The sequence below is a fragment of the Tepidimonas sp. genome, from assembly GCF_046292505.1.
Classification (GTDB): Bacteria; Pseudomonadota; Gammaproteobacteria; order Burkholderiales; family Burkholderiaceae_C; genus Tepidimonas.
Window position 1 is genome coordinate 1 of record NZ_JBKBQX010000248.1, and the last position, 570, is coordinate 570.

Annotated in this window: 1 pseudogene; it reads left to right on the forward strand. The window is 73.3% G+C overall.

Annotated features, from left to right (window positions below):
• Positions 1–506: pseudogene (locus ACK4TH_RS13075) on the forward strand (hypothetical protein); the annotation flags it as partial.
• Positions 507–570 lie beyond the last annotated feature (64 nt).

Sequence of the window (570 nt, forward strand, 5' to 3'; positions counted from 1 at the left end):
GCACGCTGTGGGGCTGGTGGGCGCTGTGGGCGGTGATCGGGGTGGCGCAGGCGGGGTCGTTCTACGAGACCTGCTTTGCCTTCCTGACGCGCCGCCTCGGCCCCGGCGCGCGGGCGGCGATCACCCATGTCACGCTGGTGGCCGGCTTTGCCGGGACGCTGGCCTTTCCCCTGGGCGCCTTCCTGGGCGGGCAATTCGGCGGGCAGGGCGCGCTGGTGGCGCTGGCCGCGATCGTGGCGCTGGTCGCGGTGCCGGTGAACCTGGGCGGCGTGGTGCTGCTGCGCCGGCAGGAACGCGCCGCAGGCATCGCGGCGCCGCCCGGCCTTCTGGGCCATCACCGGCGCTTTCGCCGCGATCAACCTCAATCACGCCATCCTGCTGACCTATGCGCTGGTCCTGTTCCACGATCTCGGCGCCGGGCCGGCCATGGCGGTGGCCGCCGCCGCCTGTCTCGGCCCGGCACAGGTGGCCGGGGGGATCGTGCTGCGTTCTACCGAGGCGCGTGACGGCACCGCCCTCGCCGTGATCTGGTCCTTTGCCGCAACGGTCGTCGCCGTGCTCGTGCTCATG